This is a genomic window from Tenacibaculum sp. Cn5-46, assembly GCF_022347705.1.
Taxonomy (GTDB): domain Bacteria; phylum Bacteroidota; class Bacteroidia; order Flavobacteriales; family Flavobacteriaceae; genus Polaribacter; species Polaribacter aiptasiae.
Genome location: NZ_JAKRGD010000007.1, coordinates 258,409 through 283,270, shown reverse-complemented (window position 1 = coordinate 283,270; position 24,862 = coordinate 258,409). Strand labels below are relative to the sequence as shown.

Below are 24,862 nucleotides of genomic sequence, written 5' to 3'. Positions count from 1 at the left end.
TTCAAGTTAAAAGTCTTTCTTTTTTGATTTTAAAACAATTTTCCAAGTAGGTAAAACTACCCATAATATTAAAACAATACTTGAGAGTAACATTCCAAAGTTAGTTCCAAAGAACTTTTGAAACACAGCTCCTGTATAGCCTAATAAGGCTGAAATATCTAGTTTTAATAGAATTAATATTCTCGATAGGTCTACAGGATTAAAAAGTGTAGAGAATAGAGAAAATTGATCTAAAGGATACTCTTGAAAAACAATTAAAGAAATTAGAAATAAGCCGTCATAAATAACTGCTAAAAACAACCATAATAAAATGGCATAACCAAATCCTTTTATTTTGTTTTCATTAGCTAAACCAATATTAAATGCTAAAGCCACGAAAATAAAGGTTAAAAAAGCACCAATAGCTAATAAAGAAATAAAGTTAAAAATAGCAGAAGATTGTATTACTCCATAGGCTAAAAAAGGTATGCCTAAACCTAATACTAAACTTAGAGAAAGAGATAGAGAAACTCCAATATATTGTCCTAAAAATATGGTGCTTCTTTTTAAAGGTTGTGCTAATAAAAGTTCTGTAAATTCCCTTGAATTATAATAGTACATAATTCCGAAAATGGTTCCTATTAGAGGTGTTAATACCACTATAATATTCATTAAGGTAATCACAGCTTTAGAGGTGTCATTATTTAGAAATAATAAAACAAAACCAATAACTAAATAAAAGAAGAAATATACATAACTCCATCTACTTCGTAGTAAATCCGAAAAACTATATTTTAATATTTTAAACATGTTCTTTAGTTAAAATGTTAGCAATTGCATGTTCTAAATCAGTTTGATTGGTTTGCTCTTTTAGTTGCTCAATTTTTCCTTTAAAGTGAATTTTTCCATCTAAAAGAAACACAATTTCATCAGACATTTCTTCAACAAAACTCATAATATGAGAAGTAATTAAAATGGTTTTTCCTTTTTCTTTTTCCCATTTAATCAATTCTTTTAAATGCAGTAATGAAATAGGGTCTAAACCAGTTGTAGGTTCATCTAATATTATTAAATCGCTATTAAACATAAAGGTTAACACCAAGTTGACTTTTTGTTTGGTACCTCCAGATAAATTCCCAAGTTTTTGTTTCAAAAAAGGTTGCAACCCAAAGAGTTCTATCAACCCTGAATCTACTGCTTCTTTTGTACGAACATCTTTTATCATTTGAATTAGTTCTGATACGGTAAGGTTCTCAGGGAAATTAGCAATTTGTGGTAGGTAATTTATGTTATTACGATAGGTGTGCTTTTTTAAAATATCCTTGTCGTTTATTTTAATAGTTCCCTTATCAGGAATTACCATTCCTAAAATACTTTTTATAAGCGTAGTTTTTCCAGAACCATTTGGACCTAGTATTGCAAAAATTCCTTTAGACTGAATATCTAAATCCAATTCTTTCAATACAGTAATTTTACCAAAAGTTTTATGTAAGTTTTTAATGTGTATCATTGTATCTTGTTCATTGATGGTTCTTTATCTACTAAATTATCTGGAGTAAATGCTGGTGATATCTTTTCAGAAAAATTGATAATATCTACAAACAAACTTCTTAACAATACTATTGCTTCTGGAGTCTTATTTACTACATAAGAAAAGAGTTTTACAGGTCTGTATGGTACATCTCCAATTCCGTTTTTATCTAAATCATAACCTGTATAAGAGCTCCAGTAATTGTTATTAAAACTATTGTCATTTAGTTTACTATTGTATGATAAATCGAAAGAATTGTTTAAAAAATTGTTTCTATAAAATTTATTAGCATAGCAAGCTCCGGCTATTTTTAAAGCCCATCCGTTACTAGTAAAAGTATTTTTAGAATAGTTAATTCTTGTAGATCCTTCAATATTAATTGCTGTAGTGTTTTCTTGAAAGGTATTGTTATTGATTTCAGCATCATAAATCTCTTTTAATAACAATCCATAGGAAGCTGTTCCCCAATTTTTTAAAAAGGTATTGTTGGTCATTGTTATAAACTTTGAAAACATTACAGCTACACCTGAACCGTTATTTTCAAAAGTATTATGATGATATTCATCGTTGTTAGAGAACATAAAATGTAACCCATATCGTAAGTTTTTAAAACTTGAGTTATTAAGAACCTTACTATGGGTTACAAATTCAAAATAGATACCGTCTCTTAAATTATGAACTTTATTCTCTTCTATAAGGACATTAGAACTATGCCATAAGTGAATACCATTTCCCGATCCTGCTTCATCTTTAGCTTCACTAGAAATATGGTTATTTTTGATAAGTCCATGGTGAGATTTTTCAATTAAAATCCCGAAAAACACAGTTTTTAAACGAACATTTTCAACCTTAAAATGCTTGCTTTTAGAAATATAGATAGCAGCAAAATCTTTGGTGTAACTTTTGCCTACATTTTCTAAAGTAATTCCATTAATAGCAACACTATCTGAAGCTATTTTAAGAATGTATCCTTTTTTATTTCCATTAATAATGGCTTCTTTATTGCCTATAATGGTTAAAGGTTTATTTATAAGTATATCATGTTCGTTATATACACCTTTTCCTAAATAAATGGAATCGTGTTTAGAAGCTATTTTAATCGCTTCTTTTATTGTTTTAATTTTACAATTAGAACAAACACGTAACTGTTGCGCATTCACAAACATTCCAGTAAATAGGAAGATACAAGTGATTATATGATATGTAACTTTTAGTTTCATTTAAAATAGTAAACCAGTTCTAAAACTAACTCCAACCAATACAAATAGAATACTTACAAGAGTAACTAGAATAATATGAGCAGCTAATGGTTTTAGTTTTCTTTTTGGGATTAAAAAAAAACGTGCATGAATGGCTAATGCTAATGTGGTTGCTAATAAGACTAGTTTTAGTATTATATGTTTAGAAAAATAAGACTTTAATGTAAACCAATTAGCTAGCTCAGGTACTCGAATTAAAGCCAATGATATACCACTAATAACCAGTACTAATAAAGCAGGTAAACCTATAGGTTCATAAGCCTTTTCAAAATTTTCAACTATTGAAAAATCATTCTTTTTTAAGGCTTTGGGAGAAAACGAATAGCCAGAATTAAATGGCCTCCAACCCAAATTGAGGCAGCAATAATATGTACTAAAATTAATAGTGAATACATTTTTAATGTGTTAAATAGCGTATTTAATACCTAACTGAAAAGATAAATCTTCGTCCATTTGAATACCATTGTAGTTTTCATAAATAGGAGCACCAGCTTCAATACCAATTCTAAAATTTTTAAGACTCGAGTTTTGATTAAACATAAGATTAAAACCTAGAAATGTTTTTATTTTTTCGCCACCATAGTTATTGGTGTTTGCAGTAGGAACCATCATAGGATTAAGCTCAGTATCTCTTCCTGATATTTTACCTTGAGAAATACCTAAAACTCTTCCGGAAATGCTAATCCAATTGGCAACTTTGTAAGCTCCCCAAATATTAATCTGTTGTGTGTTTCCTAATCTGTAATCTTGACTATTGGTTCCTGTTCTGAAGGTAAATAAAGGTTGTACTCCCCAAGAAATGTATTCGGTATTTCCTTTATAAGTTGCACCCAGGGTAATATCAAAAGTACCAGAACCTAGCTGCATAGCATAAGGAAGTTTGGCATTTTGCATCATAGGAGTATCATCTTTCTGTTTAATGTTACCAATTGGGATGTTTAATGTACCATTTAAGTGGATAGAAGTATTCATTTTATTATAAATGCTATACAATGCACCTAATTTTAAATCCCCAAATCCAGAAGAACTTGTAGAAAAATCTCTAAACATGGTATTACCGCCCATCATCATACGAGCTTTTAAATTCATCTTATTTCTAACAAAATTTTGCATTAGCATAAGAGTTAACTTATCAGAAGGGGCATACATGACTCCTAACATATACATATCCATAGTCATATTTTGTGGAGCAACCATGTATGTATTAAAAATAGAAGTGTTATTTATAGTAGAAGTTCCAGAACGATTCCCGTCCATTTCCATATTCATATAACGAAATGAAACCATAAACCCATTTTTTGAGTGTAAATGATCTCCCATTACACCAATTGGTGCATGTGCATCAGGTCTATTATGGTGCTCATGATGATGTTCTGTATGTCCAATTTTATTAGTATTAAAAGTATTTCTAATTTCTTGCCATGTATATAGTTTTCCTTTCTTAGTTTTTAGGATTAACTCAGCTTCTTTTTTAGTTTTAAAAGCAGATAAGTTAGCGCCCATAGGACTTTTAATAGCATTACTGATTAGATAAGTAGCTGTTATAGCATTAATTTGTTTACCACTGTTATAATCGGCAACTGTTAGGTTAGAAATAGAAGTTGTTTTTTGCTCTTTTAAATAATTAGCAAGGCATTCAATAGCATCAAAGTTTAGAACTTTATTAGTGTTTGTTGTTGCTTGAGCATTATGTAATTTATCTTTAATAAGCATATTACATTGAATACACTGATTATAAGAATCTTGGTTTTGAGAAATAGCTGTTTTATTTAGAAATAGAACAACAATTAGGCAAAACAAATAATATTTTGCTTTCATTTTTTTGATTGATTTTATTGTTGAATTCTAGTTATATTGTATTAATTGAAGTGCTCTTTGATAGCTTCCCAATTAAATGTGTTATCTCCATTAAGTTTAGCCTCGCTTTCAGTAGCGTAAGCTGATAAATATGCGCCCATAGGGCTTTTAATTTGTTTATTTATTAGATAAGTAGCCTCAGTAGCATTAATTAATTTTTCAGGCTTTGTATAGTCTGTTACTAAGATATGTGCTAAAGAGTTTTCTTTCTTGTTTTTAATATCGTTTAGCATACATTCCGTAGCATCGTATTTAGATGCTCTCCCTTTTTTAGTAACAATTTGTGCAGCAAATTTCTTCTCTACAATTGTCATCTTACAAAAGCTACAAGCGTCGGTACCATAATCAATTTTTTGAGGTTCCACTGTACAACTAGTTAATAGGAGTAAGGCAAATAAAAAGATAAAAGGTTTTATATAATTCATACTAATTCTTTTTTGTTTGTTTTTTCCTATGAAATAAGAAGAAAGTGTTAATATCATACCTATAAACATAAAGTAAGCTCCTAATCTAGGATAAGAATGTGCTGTAAAGTTTAAGATTTCTTTAGTTCCCAATAAAGGAGGTTGAAATCCCATAACAGAGCCATCAGGGTTGGTAAACTTCATAATTGCTTTTGGATCTAAATTATGTCCGTAGTCATATTCCCATAAGTAGAAATCGTACATACCCGCAATACCTAAAATAGTCATCACTATAAACCAACCTAAATACCATTTGTAGTTTGCTTTTAATCCTATAAGTACTCCTAAAGCTACCATAATTCCAATTACTACAGGAAAAACTTTAAATTCAGGAATAGTTTTAGGTATGTATTGCATTCCTACATAATGATTCATTAAATTGATATTTTTAATATCAAACTCATTAGTATCAGAAAACTTATTGATATAAATATCCATTCCAAGCGGAGTAGGGTATTGTGGAGCTTCTAAGGTAATATTCCATAAAGGGAATATAAAGAGACCTAATAATAATAAAGCACCAGCTATCATTGTAATTTTAGGCTGTTTCATCTTTTGCTTATTTAATTTTTGATGAAAGGCTGCTTGAAAACATATTCAATCTCAAAACTCAAGCAGCCAGTCAATCAAAAAAAATTAATTACTCACCATCTAAAGACCAGGATAGTTCTATGTTAGAGCTTTTAGGGGATACTCTAACATATCCTTGCATCTCTTGATGCAGCGCCGAACAAAAATCAGTACAATAGAATGGCCAAACACCTACTTGTTTTGGTTCCCATAAAAATGTTTCAGTTTGTCCAGGCATAATTAATAATTCAGAAGTATTTGCACCAATCATGCTTACTCCATGGGGAACATCGTAATCTTGTTCTAAGTTGGTAATATGAAAGTATACTTTATCGCCTACTTTAATTCCTTCAATGTTGTCAGGGGCAAAGTGACTACGAATCATGGTCATGTATACATGTACAGTATTACCATCTCTAACTACTTTTGCATCTGCTTCACTTTTAGTTACAAAAGGATGTTTATTATCTTCTAATTTGAAAAACTTTTTAGAACGAGGTTTTACTAAATCAGCAGGAATACCAGCAGCATAATGAGGCTCTCCAACAGTAGGGAAATCTAGTAATAGCTCCATTTTTTCTCCAGAAATATCATATAACTGTGCCGACTGTGTTACTTCTGGACCTGTAGGTAAATAACGGTCTTTTGTTATTTTATTCATAACCAATACGTATTTACCAAATGGTTTACGAGAGTTTCCTCCAGGAACCATTAAGTGTCCAGGTGAATAATAAGTAGGCTTTCTATCGATTACTTCCCATGAACCTAATTTCCATTTTACAACTTCAGAAGAAATAAAGAACGTAGTATAAGCATTTCCTTCATTATCAAATTCTGTATGTAAAGGTCCTAAACCTGCTTGCTTTACACTACCAGCATTAATAGCTTCAAAATTCAAAATTGGAATTCCGTATGCGTCGCCATCAAAAGATTTATCTTCAATAGCTTTGATCATCTTACTGTAAGAGTGTACCGTTAAATCTGCTGATAATTTTCCACTACCTACAATGTATTCACCATCAGGACTCACATCACAACCGTGAGGAGATTTAGGAGTAGGTAAGAAATAGATTGCTCCAGGCACTTCAGAAGGATCAATAACTAAAACTTCTTTTTTCATGGTAGATGTTGCTGAATGTGTATGCTCATCATATACATTATGGGCATAGTTAGCAGGCATCTTTTTTCCTCCTCCGTTTTTTACATAATCAGCTACTTTTTTCCAGTTAATAGCCGTAATAAAGTCTTTATCATTTTGTGAAGCATTTACTTCTAATAATGTATTTGCTTCTTCAGTATTATAAGTGGTAAAGAAAAACCAATCTTTAGAATCTCCTCGTCCAGGATGTGCTTTGTCATAATCGAATCCAGGCATCAAAATTTGAAACTCTAAATCCATTCCTCCATCTTCTGGATTTACTTTAATGAATGATAAGGCTCCTTTAAAATTTCCTTTGTATTCTTTAATCGGCATATCTCTTTGAGGGACTGGTATAGCAAAACGAGTTCCTGCTACTACATATTCTGTATTTTCTGTTACATATGACGAACTGTGGTTCCCTGCTGTATTAGGAATCTCAATGATTTCAGTAGTTTCAAAAGTAGACAAGTCTATCTTAGCAATACGAGGTGTATTGTTACCATTGATAAATACAAATCGACCATCTAAAACACCATTGGTTTGAGAGATATCAGGGTGATGGGCATCATCCCAAGGAATAAAACCATGAGAAGTATTTAGCATTGGTTTGGTTTCTTCGTTAAATCCCCAAGCTTTTTCAGCATCTACTGAAAATACAGGAATAACTTTAAATAATCTTCCAGATGGTAATCCATATACAGATAATTGTCCGCTGAATCCACCAGATACGAAGGCATAGAATTCATCGTGTTCTCCAGGAGCTACGTATACTTTATCGGCATTATTTCCTGATAATACACCGTTGGTGGTTCCTTTTTTATTATTGTTCCCGCAGCTAATCAAAAACAGTGATGATGAGATTATTGCAAGAAATATTTTAATTGTAGTTTTCATAAATTCTTGTTTTTGGTTGTTATAAGGTTCTGAAATATTCTAATACAGCTCTTGATTCTTTTTCAGTTAAATTCTGATTTGCCATTGGAGAACCATTGAACTTGATTAGTAATTCTTTAGCTATAGGATCTTTTTTTACCATTTCTTCTGGGTTTAAAATCATATTCATAACCCATTCTGGAGAACGTCTTTCTAAGATACCTGTAGGGTTTGGTCCTATAAATTTTCTATTTACTCTATGACATGATGAACACTTATTTTTAAATAATAGTTTACCTTCTTCAGCCATTGCTGTATTAATTGTAGGATCTAATTTTAAAGATTTAACAGGACCTATTCCTTTGTTGTTTAAATCAATTGTTCCGCTTTCAGTAGCTTTTTTTACTACTTTTTTAGCAGGCGTTTTCTTTACTGCTTCTTTAGATACTGTTGAAGAATTATAAGAAGGTCTTTTTTTATCATTACCACCACAGTTTATGAAAATTATGATTAGAAGCGTTGTTAGTAGGTTTTGTAATTTCATATGCTAAATTGATTTAAGGATTAGTTATCTTTAGGTACTAAGACATCTCCAATAACATGGACCCATCCGTTACTTACTTTTACCGATTTTAAAATTTTTGTATTTCCCACATACAAATCGTTACCTTGTTTTGTAACATCTAAATATTTACCAGATGCCATATATAGCTTTCTGTTTTTTCTAACATTTTTCTCCAAAGTTTTTATTGGGTAATTAGCTGGAGCTACATGGTTTTTGAGTACAAAAGCTAACTGTGATTTGTTTTCTGGTTTCAACAATGTTTCTACGGTTCCTTCTGGAAGTTTATCAAAAGCTGTATTGATGGGAGCGAATACAGTTAATGGACCAGCATTTACAAGTGCATCTTCTACACCTGCAGCTTTTACAGCTACGACCAATGTTTTAAAATCATCTAAAGATTTTGCTACTTGTAAAGCATTAGCTTCAGAATCTTTATCAACTACTGCTGCTTGTCCTTTATGTACTGTTGTAGTAGCTTTTGTATCATTATAAGAAGCTTCATTTTTAGTCTCTTTACATGAGATAAAAAAGACCAAAAGTATAAACGATAGTAAGGGAATTTTTATTTTCATCTGTGTAAGATTTATAATTCTTGTACAAATTTATAGAGCAGTTTCAAGTTAAAATATGATTAATATCATATTAAAAGACTTTTTTATCTTTTATTAATTTGTAATTAATCTATTTCGTGTAATTTTTTTAATTGTTTGTCTAAATACTTCCAACAATTCATATTAATTGTATCGAAAATATCAATCATCTTTTTTCCATAGGGGGTAAGTTTAGTTCCACCACCTTTTGAGCCTCCAGTACTTTTTATAACAATAGGTTTGTGGTTTGACTTATTAACAGAGTCAATTAAATTCCAAGCCTTTTTATAAGACATTCCTAGTTCTTTAGCCGATTTTGATATAGAGTTAGTCCTATGAATAGATTTTAATAATTTTATTCTTCCTTCTCCTAAAAACATCTTGTTATCAGCCTCAATCCATATCCTACTTTTTATTTTATATATCATAATCAAATGTTTAATAGCTCAAAACTATTTTAAATAGTAAAAGCTAACTATGATATATATCACTCTTGCTTATTCTTATTTATACTAAAAATAAATTAATAAAATATTAAAGGTTTTACGCTTTACTAAGTGATTGAAATCTAAGATTCTGTAAGGGTTTCGTTATATTTATGGAGATATAACGTTTTGATAAACTGTTAGTTATGATAAATGTCATATGATTCCTATTGAGTATTTCTGTAATTTGTTAAACAATTAAATATCAATTTTCTATGCCTATTAAAAGTTATTTAGCACATCCACACGAAGGAAAAAAAGAAGAGCTTCAACAAGCAATTTCTGTTTTAAATGGCTGTGAAATTATACCTGCTGAAAATCAAAATGTTCTTGTAGTTGTTACAGAGACTAAAGATGATGCAGAAGATAAAAAGTTAAAAGAAGTTATAGAAACCATAAAGAGTTTAAAATTACTAGCCTTGGTTTCAGGATTTAATACACCAATAAAATAGATACCATATGAGCGCCTCATTATCAAGTAGACGAAGTTTTATAAAAAAAATGGCTGCTACTGCAGCAATGACAGCTGCAGCAGCTATGTTCCCTGGAATTATTTTTGCTAACGAGCAATTAGAAGGAGTAGAGGGAAGAAGTTTAGATTGGAAAAAAGGACCATGTCGTTTTTGCGGTGTAGGTTGTGGAATTCTAGTCGGAGTAGAAAATGGAAAAGCAGTTGCCGTTAAAGGTGATCCAAATTCTACAGTAAATAAAGGATTACTATGTGTAAAAGGATACCATCAAATAATGTGTATTCAAGCAAAAGATAGATTAGAGCATGCTTTAGTTAAGAAGAATGGAACCTATGTAAAAACACCACTTAATGAAGCTTTAGATATAGTAGCGAATAAGATGAAAGAAACCATTGAAAAACATGGTAAAGATTCTGTTGCAATGTATACTTCTGGGCAATCTACAATACCCGAAGGCTATGTAGCTTCTAAATTCATGAAAGGAGCTATTGGTACTAATAATTTAGATTGTAATGCTCGTTTATGTATGGCAAGTGCTGTTGCTGGTTTCTTAACCACGTTTGGTGCAGATGAGCCTATGGGATGTTATGAAGATTTCGATTACGCAGATTACTACATAACTTGGGGTAATAATATGGCTGAAATGCATCCAGTTTTATTTTCTAGAATGTTAGAGCAAAAAAATATTAGAGGTGCTAAGATTATCGATTTTGCTACTAGAACAACACGTTCTAGTATGGCAGCGGATAGATCTATATTGTTTCAACCTCAAACAGATTTAGCAGTTGGTAATGCTATTTGTTATGAGATTATAAATAATGGTTGGGTAAATAAATCTTTTGTAGAGAAGTACTGTAATTTTAGTAAAGGACTTACTAAGATGGGGTATGGATTAGAAGATAAATATAAGTTTAAAGACAAACCCACAAAAATAAACTTCGAAGAGTACAAGGCTTTTTTAGAAGACTATTCTCCAGAGAAAGTATCAAAACTAACGAAAGTTTCTGTAAAAGATATTAAGTATTTAGCTTCAATATATGGTGATCCAAACAAAAAAGTAATGTCATTATGGTGTATGGGAGTTAATCAACATACCAGAGGTACATGGATGAATAATATTATTTATAATATTCATTTATTAACTGGTAAAATTTCACAACCAGGTAATGGTCCTTTCTCTTTAACAGGTCAGCCTTCAGCTTGTGGTACTGCACGTGAGGTAGGAACATTTACACACAAGTTGCCTAAAGGAGTTGTAATGAATCCTAAGCATAGAGCTAAAGCAGCTAAAATATGGAAAGTTCCAGTGGAAAAAATCCCTGCTAAACCTACATATCATGCTACAGAGATGTTTAGAGCAGTAGATAGAGGTGACATTAAATTTATATGGACACAAGCAGTAAACCCACTAGTGTCTTTACCAAGAACAAGTAGATTCCGTCCAGGGATGGAGAAAAAGTCTTGTTTCGTAGTTGTATCAGATGTATTTCCAACTCCAACTTCTGATGTTGCAGATGTTATTTTACCAGCATCTTGGCATATAGAAAAATCTGGATTATATGGAAATTCAGAACGAAGAACTCAACACTGGTATAAAATGGTAGAAGGACCTGGAGAAACAACTCCAGATGCTTGGATGTTTATAGAAGTAGCGAAACGTATGGGATATGGTGATTTGTTCCCGTACTCAAGAGAAAACCATGTTGAAGAAATTTATAATGAATATCGCCAATTTCATGCAGGTAAAAAGCATAACATGGCTCCAATTGAAGTTCTTAAAAAAGAATCGGGTGCAATATGGCCTTATGTAAATGGAAAATCGACACAATGGCGTTTTAATTCTAAATATGATCCAGCTTGTAGCAATGGAGAAGAGTTTCATTTTTATGGAAAACCAGATGGTAAAGCTGTAATATGGCAACGTCCTTATGAACCAGCACCAGAAGTGCCAGATAATGAATATCCGTTTTGGTTAAACACAGGTCGTGTAATTGAACATTGGCATACAGGCTCTATGACACGTAGAATCCCTGTTTTACATAAAGCAATGCCAAATGCCTATGTTGAGTTTCATCCAGAAGATGCAAATGCCTTAGGAATTAGAAATGGAGAAAAAGTTAAAGTTTCTTCTCGTAGAGGATCTTGTGTATTACCTGCATCAATAAACGAAAGAGGTTTACCAACTAAAGGACAGGTTTTTGTTCCCTTCTTTGATGAAAACATGTTAATCAACGACGTTACTTTAGATGCTTTTTGTCCTATTTCTAAAGAGCCAGATTACAAAAAGTGTGCAGTTAAAGTAGAAAAAGTATAAGGTTATGAGAAAACGATTAGGTATTATATCTTTATTTGTAATTCTTTTTATTGCTTTTATTGCAATATGGAATTATAGCTATCAGACTGGAAGAGAGGATACATATGTTCTCATAAAAGAAAGCGGACTTGCTCCAATTATTCCATTAGAAAAAGGTGTTTTTAAACGTTCAGAGCATGCTTTAGATTATGTTGAAATGCCTGTAGATGAAACACATCAACGAAGCATGAAAAACTATTATAATAATAGAGCCTTCTATAGTGCGCCACCAAGTATTCCTCATGATGTAAATAGTGAGAGAAACATGGGAGATAATAGTTGTTTAAAGTGTCACGAAAATGGAGGATATGTAGAGAAATTTAAAGCATACACACCTGTTACTCCTCATCCCGAGCTAGTAAATTGTCGTCAATGTCATGTTCCGCAGAAAAGTAATTCATTATTTGTAGCAAATAACTTTAAAAAAGGCACTATTCCTACAGTAGGTAATAATAATGCTTTGTTGGGTAGTCCACCAGCAATTCCACATCAATTACAATTAAGAGAAAATTGTTTAGCATGTCATGCAGGACCTAGTGCACCTAAAGAAATTAGAGTATCGCACCCAGAAAGAATTAATTGTCGTCAGTGTCACGTACCCAATAATAAAGTAACAGAAGATATAGGAAACTTTATCAGAAAAATGGAAAACTAATGAAGAAAAATAAATACATAAAATTAGTTAGTTACTTATTTGTCATTGCTTTTTTAATGATTTCATGTAAACACAAAGAACACGAGTATCATAGTATTACAGATAAGATAGAGGCAGAGAGTAAGCATTATAAAGGAGTGTCGGTTTCATCAGAAAATTTTATTGATGGTTTAAACATGATTGAAGTAACAGAAAACGAAATCACGTTTAAAATACCTACAAGAAAAGATAAAATTAAATCTTTTAAATGCACAGAATGTCATACACAACCTTTGGCTAAGATGAAATCTGGAGATATCAAAAAGGCGCATTGGAATATTAAACTAAATCATGCAAACTCTAATACAATGAATTGCATTACATGTCATAATAGCGATAATATGGATGAGTTAAGAAGTATTACTGGACATGGAATAGATTTTAATAAAAGCTACAAACTATGTAGTCAATGCCATCAAAAGCAATATAAAGATTGGACTGGCGGAGCACATGGAAAAATAATTAATAGTTGGGCACCACCTAGAGCATCAATGACATGTGTAAACTGTCATAATCCGCACTCGCCAAGTTTTCATACTAAGTGGCCTGCACGATTTAATACACAAAAAGTTAAAGAACGTAAATAATTTAGGCATGAGCAATAACAATAAAAAATGGTTTACTCTAAACCTAAATAGCAGACATAAACAAAAATCAAATTCTTGCGGATGTGGTAAGACAGAAGGAGGATGTAATTCTAATTCTTCAAAGAAAGAACTTAGCAAAGAAGAATTCTTTGAAGCTGCTGTAGATGCATCTATTGGTGAAGAACGTCATAGAGATGGTTTTGAACAAGTTTTTGATGTGAAAATGGATAGGCGAAGTGCTTTTAAAAAGCTAACAGCAAGTTTATTAATAGGAGCTGGAGCGGTAACAACTTCTTGTAGTGTAACAACAAGTAGTGATACTAAAGAGAAAGCTCAAATAGACTGGGAAGAGCAATTTAAAGGAAACTATAAATTGATGACGGATGAAGAGAAGGAAGCAACAGTGAATAGATTGGTTCGTTCATATCAATTACGTACAGGAAAAACAATAAACATGTCTTCTAAAAATGCAGAAGAAGATGTGTTATTTGGATATGCATTTAATATATCAAAATGTCAGGGATATATGGATTGTGTTAGCGCCTGTGTTGAAGAAAATAATCAAGATAGAAATTCTCAAATGCAGTACATCCGAATTCATGAAATGAAGGATGGAAAAGGCTTTAATTTTAATGAAGCTGATGATAATTATTATCATGAAGTACCAGCAGAAGGACATTTCTATATGGGAACTCAGTGTTTTCATTGTGATAACCCACCATGTGTTGAGGTTTGTCCAGTACAAGCAACTTGGAGAGAAAAAGATGGTTTGGTAGTGGTCGATTATGATTGGTGTGTAGGATGTAGATACTGTATGGCAGCTTGTCCATATGACGGACGTAGATTCAATTGGAGTAAGCCTGAAGTTCCTGAAGAAGAGATTAATAAAAATCAACATTACTTAGGAAATAGAATGCGTAAAAAAGGAGTCATGGAAAAATGTACTTTCTGTGTACAGCGTTCTAGAGCTGGTAAAAATCCAGCTTGTGTAGAGGCATGTCCTACGGGAGCTAGAATTTTTGGAAACCTATTAGATCCAAATAGTTCTATACGTTGGGTGCTAGAAAATAAAAAAGTATTCAGATTAAAAGAAGATTTAGGTACAGAACCAAAGTTCTGGTACTTCATGGACTAAAATATATAGTATGAGAAGACTTAAAGTTTTTACAAGTTTAGTAAAAGACAGTTTAAATATAATTACACAAGGTTCTAAAAAGTACCATTTATGGATGGCTTTTTTAACTTTAGTAATGCTTGTTGGAATGTATTGTTATTCAATTCAACTAGAACATGGACTTAGTGTAACTGGAATGACAGATAGAGTTAGTTGGGGATTGTATATTTCTAACTTTACATTCTTAGTAGGAGTAGCGGCTGCGGCAGTTATGCTGGTAATGCCAACCTATGTATTAAAGGATATTGATTTTAAACAAGCGGTATTAATAGGTGAGGGGCTTGCAGTAGCAGCTCTTATTATGTGTTTAGCTTTTGTTGTAGCAGACATGGGAGGACCTTCTGTATTATGGCATATGATACCAGGTATTGGGGTTTTTAATTTTCCAAATTCAATGTTAACTTGGGATGTAATTGTTTTAAATGGATACTTATTTTTAAATATTACAATTCCATTTTATATATTATTTAGACACTATCAAGGAAAAGAATCTAAAAAGAGTGTTTATGTACCAGGAGCAATATTATCGGTTTTTTGGGCAGTAGGAATACACTTAGTAACAGCATTTTTATATCAAGGATTACAAGCACGACCATTTTGGAATAATGCCTTGTTAGGACCTCGCTTTTTAGCTTCTGCATTTGCAGCTGGACCAGCTTTAATTATTATAGTGTTAGCTATTATAAGATCGTTTACAGCATTTAAAATAGAAGACAAAACTTTGAAGAAGTTAGCAATGGTAGTTACTGTTGCTGCTCAGATTAATATTATTATGTTAATTTCTGAATTGTTTAAAGAGTTTTATGCACCTACGCATCACAGTGAAAGTGCCTATTATCTGTTTTTTGGTTTGGATGGAAAAACAGCTTTGTTACCTTGGATATGGACAGCTATTTCTTTAAATGTATTAGCAACGGTTATACTAACGTTTCATAAGCTACGTAACAATCTAAAAGTATTATACTTTGCTTGTTTTATTCTTTTTATAGCAATTTGGATAGAAAAAGGTTTTGGCTTAATAGTACCAGGTTTTATTCCAGGACCTTATGGTAAAATAGCAGAGTATACACCAACAGCAATAGAAATAGGTGTTACGCTAGGTATTTGGGCAATGGGAGCTTTAATTTTTACAGTTTTAGCCAAAACTGCAATAGGTATAGAAACTGGAAAGTTGAGGTATAAGAAATAGAAAAAAATAATTGGAAATAATTTATTTGTAGAAGAGTGATTTTTTAAGGGAAATCACTCTTTTTTATACAGTGATTTTTTTGTTCTATTAATTTTGTCTATCGAAATAAACTTGTTATTTTCGTTCTCGAAATGTCAAAATTTAAAGCCGGGGGGCTTTTGTTAAGACTAACTTCGAAAAGGAACTGAAAGTGTTCCTTTTTTTTTGCCTATTTCTAGCAAAATTATATCCAAGTAATTCAGAAAAAAAATGTAGCATAAAACTACCTATTAAGTTTATTGCTACATGTTAGTGTAATTTGCTTTTTTTAAGCCTTTTAAGGATAAGTTTTAATTTAAGAAATAAGTATTAAACAAGTAAAAGTGAATAATAAAAGAAGGAACAATAAAAAGGATTTAATTTTTCTCATAATGGCATTCGTTTTAAATAATAACGGCTTAAAAGAAGAAAACCCTACCTAATTTATTAAGAAATTTTATAAGAAGTCATAAAAAAAACGAACCGAAGTTCGCTTAAATCTTATCCTGGAAGACATCTTCCTCTGTGACAAATAGCATAAGGATCGTTCCAAGCTAAAACACATTGTTTATCTGTACTACATGAAAGACTTCCACCATTAATAAATTTTTGTTCTTTTCTATTTAAAATAGAACCTAAGTTTGATACACTTTTAATCATAGTAATAAATTTTGATTTGTTTCAAATTTAAATATTGAAGGAGAATAAACTTTAAGAAAAACCATAAAATAAGTAAGGGGTTTCCTTGTAATTTTCTGTTATTTAGGTTTTTAAAATATGATTTGAATCGTTGCTTAAAAAAGAAGATAATTTATGAATAATAAAAAAGAAGAAGTTATCACCTCCAGACACTTCTTCTTTTAAAACTAACTAATCTATCAAACTGTAAAATGAAAAAATCAAATTTTTAAATTATATTTCAAAGATAGTTTAGAGAAGTACTTATTTTTTGAAAAATTAGATGAAGAGAAATAAAGTATCGATGAGTGACCTTTTTTTATAAGCTAATTGAATTTTTGTCTATTAGTGATAAAATCAAGAAGAAAGTAAACTGAGAAAAAATTGGTTTTTTAAATTTTTAATGTTATATTGTACTTATCTTATTGAGACGTCAATAAGATTTCTTTTTCATAGCAATTTTCCCACTCAATTTTTTGAGTGGGTTTTTTATTAAATGAAATAATTTTTGCAGTTTGATTCAATATCTTTAAAGAGCATTAACCAAATAGGCAGTTTCATGACCAATTTTTAAGATATCCAACTTTTCCATTCATTTGAATTTTGTCCGTCGTTTCATTACCTAATACACAGTTACCTGTTAACATAGTATACATATATGCTCCTGCAACTTTACCTAAGTTTACATGCATATGCTGGTTATCATTATAAGCAGATTGTGAAGGAATAGTTTGGTTTTAAATTTTTGACAAATTTAAAAGCTATTTTCAAATTTATAAATAAGATAAAATCTTAAATACCTGTAAATATTAAAACAAGAGTTCTTATAATAAAAGTAAATACAAATGTATAATAAAGGTAAGTATTAAAAGATAAAAGAATATTTTTCTTATCGTAATACATTATACGTATACCAGTAGAGATAAACATCAATAAGATTGAAAGATAAAATATAATATTATGAAAATATTTAGCTGTATTAATTAATAGTATTGTATAACCAATGGCAATTGTAATACAAATAAGAATATCTAAAATATTACAAACTTTTTGACTAAAATTAATTTTATTAGTTTTTAATCTTTCAGAATCATTTTTGTTTTTTGATAATGCAAGGAAGGGGGATAAATTAATCATTGAACAAAAAATTGAACTTAACTCATATAATGAGAAGCTTCTATGAAGCTGGATTTAAACTATTAAATATATCCTTAGCACCATTTCCAATAGTAGAAAATATTTTTTGATTTTTAATAGCTACGGCTCTTAATTTTTTGATAGCTTTTAATCCATCAGAATCAATCTCCTTTATTTTATCTAAATTAATTACTGTTTTCTTATTTTTTGAAATATAGTGCTCAAAATAAGTAATGAAAGATTTAACAGTTGTACAGTTAATTTTACCTTTTAAATAAAAAATTCCTTTTTTTTCTGAGATTTGTAAAGCCATGGTTGTAGTTTTTAGTGTTTATACATGTAAATATCAGGTATAGATATCTAATAAGTTTGTTTCTTTCGGTAAAATGCAATTTACTATCGATTAAAAGATGAAAAATAATAGATAAAATAAATACTGTTAATTGTTTGTATATTAAATGGTTAGTTTCTTTTATTAACTAATTTATAATGTTTTGAATAAAATTTAAATAGTTAATTACCTGATAAATAAAAGGGGAAAACACTGGTTTAATAAAAAAGCTCCCGAAGGAGCTAAGAAAAAAGGGAATTAAATTGTATAAATCTAAGATCTCTCTGTTGTAATTTTTTCAAATAAAAATATGAGGCCGCAAAAATATGTGCATGCAAACTATTTTTTAGAAAAAAAACCGGAAAAAAAGTAAGGGAAATCCGTAATATTTATAGAAGCAAAAATTAAAAATGAAATAAGTTTAGAATGTACCTATTAAAATCTTTTAAAAAGAAAAGAAATACTATTATATAAATAACAAGAATAATTATTCTATGAAGTTTTAGGTTATTTTCAATACTAAATACTTTTACATACAAATAAGTAATTATCCTAGGAGGGAAGTACATTAAAGAAAAAAATATTATACAATAAAGAATAGCAAACATTTGATTAACAATTTTTTATTTCAAAAATAATTAAAAATTATAACAAATAATATTGCAAAAAAAAAAAAGAAGCGTCCCCCCGGATAACTTCTTTTTTAACTAATTAAACTATAAAATGAAAAACATAATCTTTAATTATACTCCAAAGATAATAGAGGGTTTTAAGCTATTTTTTGTTTTTTAGATTAAGAGAGGTAAAGTATCGTTAAATAGTAATTATTTACAAGTAAAAGGAAAACAATATAATTCAAGGAATGAAAAAATTAATAAGAATATTAATTGTGAATAATAATCTGTCTACTTTAGCTAAAAAAATAAAAAAGAGATTAATATTCATGGGAATTTTATCATTCTTTGGTTTGGGATCAAAAAGTCTAACACCAAAAGAAACAGAATTAGTTAATAAGCTAGATTTTAATGTCGAGCTAATGAAAGAGTTAAAAAATGAAGTAAAAAGTGAGTTAATTCAATTACCATCAATTGATGAAGAAACTGCTGATATTGTAGATAAACTTTATAACGGAATTTGCACTAGTATTTCAGAAGATAGAATAAATTTTATTGTCAAAAAATTTAAGAAAGTATTTAGAGCAAAAGGGTATTTAATATTTGCTTTTACTGGTGAGAATGATATTAAAAGTATCGGAGTAATAAAAGGGACTAATGATCTTGAAATTTTAAGATATAGAAAAACAAACGGAATAAATCACGATTATAAAAATGAAGATATAATAGCGAAAATATCAGAATGGAATGAAAAATATGGATTGATAATAATTGGCTGTGGGCAAGATTGGGTTGAATTGGAGTTTAAAAAATTACCTTCTGATTTAAGTTCATTTTCAGAAGAAGTTTATGAGTTTTGTCCAGATTCCGTAGACCAAGGAGTTGGTGAAGTAGAAAATTTGAAAGAGTTAATAAAAGAAATGAATGGAATATGGTTGTGGTGGGATTAAAAAATTTTGTAATAAAATAAAAAAGAAGCGTCCCCCGGATAACTTCTTTTTTAATTAAACTATAAAATGAAAAAACAAAATCTTAATTTATACTTCAAAGATAGAGTAGTGGTTGGGTTGAATTTTGTCTTTTTAGATTAAGCGATATAAAGTATCGTTGAATTGTATTTTTCTATAAGTAAATAGAATATTGAGTGTGATTTATAAAAGGAACTAGTTAAAGGAATTAAAGCTTTCGGAAATAAAAAATCTGTGTTAAAAATAATTGATATTAAAACTTTTGTAATGATGGGTATTAGAAAAGCACAATCTTTTAAATGGTTGCCAATGTAATTATAATTATTAAATAAATTAAGAAGAAGTATAGACGAGATAGATATCCTGTTCATTTAAACAAAATATTAATAAACTGTAGGTTTTCATATCCTAAAAACTGAAAAGTTCATTGACATACTAGTGGGAAATAAAATAGTGTTATACGGAAAGATTAACTTGATAAATAATATATTTGTTTGAATATAACCAATTGTACAACACCAGTTATAGTAAAAAGGGCAGTTAGATTTTATTCAATAGTTTTGGTTAGCTTGTTTTTTAGCTCGAAAGTAAGAGTATAGAAGTACCTTTCTTACCATAATCCAACCCATAGCATAAATTGCAAAATGAAAAAACTATTTATACTATTAATTTTTATAATATTCTTTTCTTGTATTAGAGTTGAACAAAAAACATCTAACAATGATCTAGAAGAGGTTTTTCAAGTTTCTCACCTATTTTCAGAAAAGAAAATAAAAACTTATTTATCAGAACCTGAAACAGATTTAAAAAAATTCAAAGATGATAATGGAATAATTTCATTTAAATACCAGCAAGAATTTTTATCTGATAAAAGTATGAAACGAGGAGGGTTTTATTCTACAACTCATATATTCCCCAATAATGTTGAAGAAAACCAATTTATAGAGTTTATTTCAAACCAGACAATAAACTTTTTAAATTCTAAAGAATTGAGTTTTAGAAAAACAGACAAAGTAAAATTAAACTTAATAAATTTTCAAGTTTATGAAGTGTTTACAGAGAATGAACTATTGTTTGGATACTTTATTCTAATTCATAAGAATAATAAAATGTTTTCAATAAACTTCTATTTTTATCCGTTTCTGAAACCGGACTTTGAGATATTAAATAAAAAAATTGAAAAGATGTAAAACATCTTATGCTAAGATAGGCTTTAATTAATTCGTATTTTAGTATTAAATCCAAAGTTTAGTATAGTTTTATAAGGTTGAAAAATCATTTTTAATTGAACTTTTGAATAAGAAAAATTAAAAGCAAACAAACTAATTCTTCTAATCACTTTATAAGGAACTATATATGTACTAATTAGTTGGGCATTGTACACAAACACCTAAAAATAACTTAGGTAATTACGTTAAAATTACAATATTACTTACTGCAGATCAGCACCTAACAAGTGTTGATTTTTTTTATGTCAAAATTAAAGTAAATGAATATTAATAAAACAGTAGATTTTTCAGTTCCTTTAAACTGAAAAGTTCTTTGATATAATTGTAGTAAATAATAATTTTTCTAATTTAGCTAGAAAAATAATGAAATATAAATACGTCAATTTTTGTGCTAAATACAGAGTAAAACGTCTTGTTTTATTCATATGCAAACGGAGTTGGCAATAATTTAAACCAAATTTTACGCAATGAAAAAACTGAATTTTATTTTAATCCTATCATTAGTATTAATCTTATCTGGATGCAGTTCTGATGATGACAAAGGAGATGAAAATAATCAAAGAAATGGAACACTTATTTTTGGTTGGTTTGCAGATTCAACCTGTTCAGGTGCTTGTTCAACAATATACAAAATAGACACTAAAAATATTTATAGAGACGTAAATTTTAATTATCCTGAAAACACATTTTTTGAAGGTGATTTTCAGCTTATGAGTACCGCAAATTTCCAAGATTTTGAATCATTGATAACTGAATTGCCAAATGAAATATTTGATGAACCAAATGGATATTTAGACTGCATCGATTGTACAAACGAAAAAGGAGGTTTCTATTTAGAATATCAAGATGACGATGGTTTTCATAAATCTTGGCGTTTTAGAAATGTTAAATATCCAGATTACATAGAAAGTTATAGAAGTTTATTACTCGATAAGTTAGCGGAATTAAATAGTCTTTAGAAACTTTAAACTGAATAAAAAACTATTATTTGGGGAACAGCGGATAACCAAACGATTAATATTATTTACTACAAACACCTTAGTTAAGGTGTTTTTTTATGTCAAAATTTAAGTAAACAAATAATAAGAGTAATTTTTTTAAACTAACTATGTAGTAGCTAAAGTGATTTAAGTTGTAAGTTTTCAAAAGTCAAACTAGCAATACAAGTGTGTTTTTTAGAATTGGTGTAGAAACATATTATAAGAGAGTATAGAAGTTTGAAAATTGTAGGAACTTTTTTATCAAAAATTTAAGTAAAAAGGGCTTGTTGTGTGTTTGTGTTTATTTATCTAATTGACATAAGAATAAGTGTTTTTGGGTAAGAATATAGTTTCTTTTTATACTTTTTCTCAGTAAGGCTAGGAGTGAGGTATAAAAAAACACTTATAAACATGTTTATAAGTGTTTGATAATTAGATTCTTTTATTTCTGTGCACATAGCGGGAGTCGAACCCGCACGTCCTTACGAACACAAGCCCCTCAAGCCTGCGCGTCTACCAATTCCGCCATACGTGCATAAACTAAAAAAGTTAAGCAAATGCTTAACTTTTTGGTGACCGGGCTGGGGCTCGAACCCAGGACCCTCTCCTTAAAAGGGAGATGCTCTACCAACTGAGCTACCCGGTCATTGCTTCCTTGCAAAAGCGGTTGCAAATATACAACTGTTCTTTAACCTAAAAAAGCTTTTTTGTAATAATTTTTACTCATATTTGTAACTGCTTAATTATTAGTTTATGAAAATTGTTTTATTAGGGTACATGGCAAGTGGAAAATCTACAATTGGTAGGTTATATGCTAAAAAAATGGGAGTTTCTTTTATTGATTTGGACGATTATATTGAAGAAAAAGAACAAAAATCTATTTCAGAAATTTTTGAAACTAAAGGAGAAATATATTTTAGAAAACAAGAACACTTCTATTTAAAAGAACTATTAGCTCTTGATGCAAGTTTTATTTTGGCTTTAGGTGGTGGAACTCCTTGTTATGCTGGTAATATGGATTTGTTATTAGCTGATGCAGCTGTAAAAACCATATATATGCAAACAAGCATTAATACAATAGTAGAAAGGCTAAAAAATGAAAGAAACAAGCGTCCTTTAGTGGCAAGACTTAGTGAAGAAGAATTACCAGAATATATAGCTAAGCATTTATTTGAAAGAAGTTATTTTTATAACAAAGCAACTATTAAACTTAAAATAGATAATAAAAAAGACGAAACACTTCTTACTGAATTAGAGGAATACGTTAATCCAAATAAGCAATAGTTTCGTTTTCTTTAAACTCAACAGTTACATGTTCTTTAATAGAAGTAGAAAGAGAAATTCCTTTAAAATCAGCTTTTACAGGATATTTTTTATGATTTCTATTTACTAATACAGCTGTTTTAAAACGTTTTAAAGGTACGTCTAAAAAATGCTTTACACCATATATAAGAGTCGTACCTGAGTTTAAAACATCGTCTACTAAAACTAATGATTTGTTTTCATACTCATTTACTTTTAAAGAAGTTGTAATAGGAGAAATCGGATTCTTCTTATCAATAGAAACTTTACACAACACAGGCTTCAAAGTAGAAATATTAGATAATACTTCCACGATTTTTTCAGCAAATAAATAACCATTATTAGCAATGCCAGCTATAATAATCTCAGTTTCATTACTATTACTCTCATAAATTTGAAAAGCAATTCTACGAATTTTTTGTTCTATTTGAGTATTGGTTAAAATAATAGTCTCAGCTGATGTCATGTTTGTTGTAATTTTTTGTAAAGTTATTATAAATTAAACTCTTTTTCACTAGAATCTTCATAATAATCGTCAATGTCACGTCGATCTTTTTTAGTTGGTCTTCCTGTACCTTTTTTTCTATAATAATCTTTAGAATATTTTAATAGCTCAGTCTTATCAAACTCTTCTTTAGGAGTTAAGTCTTTTCTGTATAAATCAACCAACTTTGCACCAACCCTATTAGGAGGGATATCTAAAACTTTAATTTTATAATTAATTTGATTTTTTCTGATAGTTATTTCTTCGTTTCCAAAGATATCTTTAGATGGTTTTAAATTAGTTCCATCTATCTTTACATGCCCTTTTTTACAAGCTTCTGTAGCTATACTACGTGTTTTAAATAAGCGAATACACCACAAATATTTATCAATTCTCATATAAAAAGGTTAAAATTTAAAATACATTTTTTACAAAGGTATAAAAATGGTAAATTGCGCGTTAAAATTTCAAAACTAAATGATAAAATTTAAACATTTATTTTACACCGCTATAGTTAGTATTGTATTATATTCTTGTGGAGGATCTAATTCTGTTGTTAATTTTGACCATGAAGCTCAAGCTGTAATAGATAAAGATTCATTAATTACTTTTTTAAAGAATAACTATTATAATGCAACTTTAGATTCAGTTAAAGTAATTGATAATGGGCAAACTTCATTATTTGATGATCCTAACTTAAAAACAAAAGATGTAAAAGAAAATGATATAGATTATAAATTATATTACTACGTAAATAGAGTTGGTACTCCTGTACCTACAAAAGGTTTTCCTACTGTAATGGATTCTGTTTATTCTAAATATAGAGGTCAAAGAATTATTAGAAAAGATAGTTTAAGTCCTGATTTTGATAAAAATACAAGTTGGTTTTCACTTAACCAAGTAATAAGAGGTTGGACTTACAGTTTTGTTCATTTTAAAGGAGGTGAAAATGTTACTAATAATGGGCCTATAACATATATAAACGGGGGGAAAGGTATTTTATTTATTCCTTCTGGATTAGCTTATAGAAATGTTGGTCAAGGTGCTATTCGTCCAAATGAAAATTTAGTTTTTTACATAGAATTATGGGATATAGTAGAAAATACTGATGATGATTTAGATGGTGTACCATCTATAGCGGAGGATGTTGATGGAAATGGAGATCCAAGGAATGATGATACTGATGGTGATAATGTTCCAAACTATGCAGATAGAGATGATGACGGTGATGGTAAATTAACTAAAGATGAAGACGCTAATGGAGATGGAGATCCAAGAAATGATTTTAGTGATCCAAATAAACCAACAGTTCCAGATTATTTAAATAGAGATATTTAATA

At 29.6% G+C, this 24,862-nt stretch carries 26 protein-coding genes and 2 tRNA genes; 11 read left to right on the top strand and 17 right to left on the bottom strand.

What is annotated here, in order from left to right:
• Window positions 1–6: 6 nt before the first annotated feature.
• From MHN29_RS15535 to MHN29_RS15485, 10 genes are all read right to left on the bottom strand, one after another.
• Window positions 7–789, bottom strand: a complete 783-nt coding sequence (locus tag MHN29_RS15535; RefSeq protein ID WP_235275455.1) for an ABC transporter permease — start codon at window positions 787–789, stop codon at window positions 7–9.
• On the bottom strand, window positions 782–1,489 hold the full coding sequence (locus MHN29_RS15530; protein WP_235275454.1) for an ABC transporter ATP-binding protein: 708 nt from the start codon (window positions 1,487–1,489) through the stop codon (window positions 782–784). The genes MHN29_RS15535 and MHN29_RS15530 overlap by 8 nt, the downstream gene beginning before the upstream one ends.
• On the bottom strand, window positions 1,486–2,730 hold the full coding sequence (locus MHN29_RS15525; RefSeq protein ID WP_235275453.1) for a nitrous oxide reductase family maturation protein NosD: 1,245 nt from the start codon (window positions 2,728–2,730) through the stop codon (window positions 1,486–1,488). The genes MHN29_RS15530 and MHN29_RS15525 overlap by 4 nt, the downstream gene beginning before the upstream one ends.
• Window positions 2,731–3,120 carry a CopD family protein gene (locus tag MHN29_RS15520; RefSeq protein WP_235275452.1) on the bottom strand — a complete coding sequence of 130 codons (390 nt, stop codon included), beginning with the start codon at window positions 3,118–3,120 and terminating at the stop codon, window positions 2,731–2,733. It lies immediately after the preceding gene.
• Window positions 3,121–3,174: 54 nt separating this feature from the next.
• Window positions 3,175–4,587 carry a nitrous oxide reductase accessory protein NosL gene (locus MHN29_RS15515; protein ID WP_235275451.1) on the bottom strand — a complete coding sequence of 471 codons (1,413 nt, stop codon included), beginning with the start codon at window positions 4,585–4,587 and terminating at the stop codon, window positions 3,175–3,177.
• Between the two features lie 41 nt (window positions 4,588–4,628).
• Window positions 4,629–5,642, bottom strand: coding sequence for a nitrous oxide reductase accessory protein NosL (locus MHN29_RS18385; protein ID WP_317208036.1), 1,014 nt, complete (start codon window positions 5,640–5,642; stop codon window positions 4,629–4,631).
• A gap of 88 nt (window positions 5,643–5,730) precedes the next feature.
• On the bottom strand, window positions 5,731–7,695 hold the full coding sequence (nosZ, locus tag MHN29_RS15500; RefSeq protein WP_235275450.1) for a Sec-dependent nitrous-oxide reductase: 1,965 nt from the start codon (window positions 7,693–7,695) through the stop codon (window positions 5,731–5,733).
• 19 nt (window positions 7,696–7,714) lie between these two features.
• Complete coding sequence (locus tag MHN29_RS15495) at window positions 7,715–8,218, bottom strand: cytochrome c (RefSeq protein ID WP_235275449.1); 504 nt, start codon at window positions 8,216–8,218, stop codon at window positions 7,715–7,717.
• Between the two features lie 20 nt (window positions 8,219–8,238).
• Window positions 8,239–8,811: a fasciclin domain-containing protein gene (locus MHN29_RS15490; protein WP_235275448.1), complete on the bottom strand. Its 573-nt coding sequence runs from the start codon at window positions 8,809–8,811 to the stop codon at window positions 8,239–8,241.
• A 104-nt stretch (window positions 8,812–8,915) separates the two neighbouring features.
• Window positions 8,916–9,257 (bottom strand): winged helix-turn-helix domain-containing protein, encoded by a 342-nt coding sequence (locus tag MHN29_RS15485; protein ID WP_235275447.1) that lies wholly within the window; start codon window positions 9,255–9,257, stop codon window positions 8,916–8,918.
• A gap of 272 nt (window positions 9,258–9,529) precedes the next feature.
• Between MHN29_RS15485 and MHN29_RS15480 the strand changes: the two genes are divergently transcribed.
• The 6 genes from MHN29_RS15480 to dsrP are packed head-to-tail and all read left to right on the top strand — an operon-like array spanning window position 9,530 to window position 15,781.
• A complete protein-coding gene (locus MHN29_RS15480) occupies window positions 9,530–9,766 on the top strand; it encodes a hypothetical protein (protein ID WP_150898740.1) in 237 nt (78 codons plus the stop codon).
• 7 nt (window positions 9,767–9,773) lie between these two features.
• Window positions 9,774–12,098 (top strand): molybdopterin-dependent oxidoreductase, encoded by a 2,325-nt coding sequence (locus MHN29_RS15475; protein WP_235275446.1) that lies wholly within the window; start codon window positions 9,774–9,776, stop codon window positions 12,096–12,098.
• A gap of 4 nt (window positions 12,099–12,102) precedes the next feature.
• A complete protein-coding gene (locus MHN29_RS15470; protein WP_235275445.1) occupies window positions 12,103–12,792 on the top strand; it encodes a nitrate reductase cytochrome c-type subunit in 690 nt (229 codons plus the stop codon).
• Window positions 12,792–13,418, top strand: coding sequence for a cytochrome c3 family protein (locus tag MHN29_RS15465; RefSeq protein WP_150898735.1), 627 nt, complete (start codon window positions 12,792–12,794; stop codon window positions 13,416–13,418). The genes MHN29_RS15470 and MHN29_RS15465 overlap by 1 nt, the downstream gene beginning before the upstream one ends.
• A gap of 7 nt (window positions 13,419–13,425) precedes the next feature.
• Window positions 13,426–14,553: a 4Fe-4S dicluster domain-containing protein gene (locus tag MHN29_RS15460; protein ID WP_150898733.1), complete on the top strand. Its 1,128-nt coding sequence runs from the start codon at window positions 13,426–13,428 to the stop codon at window positions 14,551–14,553.
• 10 nt (window positions 14,554–14,563) lie between these two features.
• A complete protein-coding gene (gene dsrP, locus MHN29_RS15455) occupies window positions 14,564–15,781 on the top strand; it encodes a sulfate reduction electron transfer complex DsrMKJOP subunit DsrP (RefSeq protein WP_150898732.1) in 1,218 nt (405 codons plus the stop codon).
• A 519-nt stretch (window positions 15,782–16,300) separates the two neighbouring features.
• Here the strand turns inward: dsrP and MHN29_RS15450 are convergent.
• The 3 genes from MHN29_RS15450 to MHN29_RS15445 all read right to left on the bottom strand — a co-directional run bounded on the left by MHN29_RS15450 (window position 16,301) and on the right by MHN29_RS15445 (window position 17,927).
• Window positions 16,301–16,459: a hypothetical protein gene (locus MHN29_RS15450; protein WP_235275444.1), complete on the bottom strand. Its 159-nt coding sequence runs from the start codon at window positions 16,457–16,459 to the stop codon at window positions 16,301–16,303.
• A 575-nt stretch (window positions 16,460–17,034) separates the two neighbouring features.
• The gene (locus tag MHN29_RS18315) at window positions 17,035–17,169 is read right to left on the bottom strand and encodes a hypothetical protein (RefSeq protein ID WP_255689503.1); all 135 of its coding nucleotides are present in this window, start codon (window positions 17,167–17,169) and stop codon (window positions 17,035–17,037) included.
• A gap of 485 nt (window positions 17,170–17,654) precedes the next feature.
• Window positions 17,655–17,927 carry an STAS domain-containing protein gene (locus tag MHN29_RS15445; RefSeq protein WP_235275443.1) on the bottom strand — a complete coding sequence of 91 codons (273 nt, stop codon included), beginning with the start codon at window positions 17,925–17,927 and terminating at the stop codon, window positions 17,655–17,657.
• Window positions 17,928–18,807: 880 nt separating this feature from the next.
• On the opposite strand from MHN29_RS15445, the gene MHN29_RS15440 reads away from it, so the two are divergent.
• The 3 genes from MHN29_RS15440 (at window position 18,808) to MHN29_RS15430 (ending at window position 21,715) form a co-directional block, all read left to right on the top strand.
• Entirely contained in the window at window positions 18,808–19,509 is a 702-nt protein-coding gene (locus MHN29_RS15440) for a DUF4253 domain-containing protein (RefSeq protein WP_235275442.1), read from the top strand.
• Window positions 19,510–20,171: 662 nt separating this feature from the next.
• Window positions 20,172–20,717 (top strand): hypothetical protein, encoded by a 546-nt coding sequence (locus MHN29_RS15435; RefSeq protein ID WP_235275441.1) that lies wholly within the window; start codon window positions 20,172–20,174, stop codon window positions 20,715–20,717.
• Window positions 20,718–21,223: 506 nt separating this feature from the next.
• Window positions 21,224–21,715, top strand: a complete 492-nt coding sequence (locus MHN29_RS15430) for a lipoprotein (protein WP_235275440.1) — start codon at window positions 21,224–21,226, stop codon at window positions 21,713–21,715.
• Window positions 21,716–22,187: 472 nt separating this feature from the next.
• On the opposite strand, the gene MHN29_RS15425 is transcribed toward MHN29_RS15430, so the two are convergent.
• Window positions 22,188–22,271, bottom strand: a tRNA-Leu gene (locus MHN29_RS15425).
• A 35-nt stretch (window positions 22,272–22,306) separates the two neighbouring features.
• Window positions 22,307–22,382: transfer RNA gene (locus tag MHN29_RS15420), tRNA-Lys, on the bottom strand.
• 107 nt (window positions 22,383–22,489) lie between these two features.
• Between MHN29_RS15420 and MHN29_RS15415 the strand changes: the two genes are divergently transcribed.
• Entirely contained in the window at window positions 22,490–23,020 is a 531-nt protein-coding gene (locus MHN29_RS15415) for a shikimate kinase (protein WP_235275439.1), read from the top strand.
• On the opposite strand, the gene MHN29_RS15410 is transcribed toward MHN29_RS15415, so the two are convergent.
• A complete protein-coding gene (locus tag MHN29_RS15410) occupies window positions 23,001–23,504 on the bottom strand; it encodes a phosphoribosyltransferase domain-containing protein (RefSeq protein ID WP_235275438.1) in 504 nt (167 codons plus the stop codon). The two genes, MHN29_RS15415 and MHN29_RS15410, sit on opposite strands and share 20 nt — an antisense overlap.
• Before the next feature lie 26 nt (window positions 23,505–23,530).
• Window positions 23,531–23,920, bottom strand: a complete 390-nt coding sequence (locus MHN29_RS15405) for an RNA-binding S4 domain-containing protein (protein ID WP_235275437.1) — start codon at window positions 23,918–23,920, stop codon at window positions 23,531–23,533.
• A gap of 79 nt (window positions 23,921–23,999) precedes the next feature.
• Here MHN29_RS15405 and MHN29_RS15400 point away from each other — a divergent pair, with 79 nt between their 5' ends.
• A complete protein-coding gene (locus MHN29_RS15400; protein WP_235275436.1) occupies window positions 24,000–24,860 on the top strand; it encodes an FKBP-type peptidyl-prolyl cis-trans isomerase in 861 nt (286 codons plus the stop codon).
• Window positions 24,861–24,862 lie beyond the last annotated feature (2 nt).